This is a genomic window from Aminobacter sp. P4_D5 (genome assembly GCF_056401815.1).
This window is the reverse complement of sequence record NZ_JBFUIP010001197.1, coordinates 1-560: the sequence shown is the minus strand read 5'-3', so window position 1 is coordinate 560 and position 560 is coordinate 1. Positions and strand designations below refer to the sequence as shown.

Genomic DNA, 560 nt, shown 5'->3' with positions numbered 1-560 from the left:
CCGGAGACGCATGCGGCGATGCCGGCGCTATGCTGACGGCGTCACCCGATCAGGAGGCCGAACATGGATTCCGAGGATCCCGAAACCACGCACCCGCCGGGCAGCACCCATCCCGAGGAGATGAAGGCCAGCGTGACGCTCCGGCTCGGCCCGGCCAGCGTCACGGCCGCAGCTCGCACGACGCCCGCGGGGCTCGTGACGACAGGGATCCTCGTCTCCGCAATCCTGCTGTCGTTGGTGCCGCTGGTCCGCGCCGCGCGGGGAATTCAGAGATGAGGGATGGATGCGGACGCAGCAGGAATCACCATCCCCGGCTAGCGCGGGGGCGGCCCTCGCGACTGGTGCGCCAGCGCGTGTAGTGCGGCTGGAGCTCCGGTGGGATCTCGGCCTCGAAGACTTCGTCCAGCGGGTATTGCGGCATCGCGTCCCAGACCGCGTCGAGGATGGCCATTCCCTGGCGCTCGTCCTTGGGGCGTTTCACCGGGTCCCTCTTCCCCTGCGCCGACATCCAGAGTTTTTGGAGCGAGAACCATCGGGGGTCGGGCACGACCAGCCGCGCC

At 69.1% G+C, this 560-nt stretch carries 2 protein-coding genes; one reads left to right on the top strand and one right to left on the bottom strand.

Features of this window, described 5'->3' with window-relative positions:
- Positions 1 to 63: 63 nt before the first annotated feature.
- On the top strand, positions 64 to 276 hold the full coding sequence (locus AC1DWF_RS37460; RefSeq protein ID WP_476843481.1) for a hypothetical protein: 213 nt from the start codon (positions 64 to 66) through the stop codon (positions 274 to 276).
- Positions 277 to 301: 25 nt separating this feature from the next.
- On the opposite strand, the gene AC1DWF_RS37455 is transcribed toward AC1DWF_RS37460, so the two are convergent.
- Positions 302 to 560, bottom strand: a 259-nt coding sequence (locus tag AC1DWF_RS37455) for a GSU2403 family nucleotidyltransferase fold protein (protein ID WP_476843480.1), incomplete at its 5' end; no start/stop codon positions are given.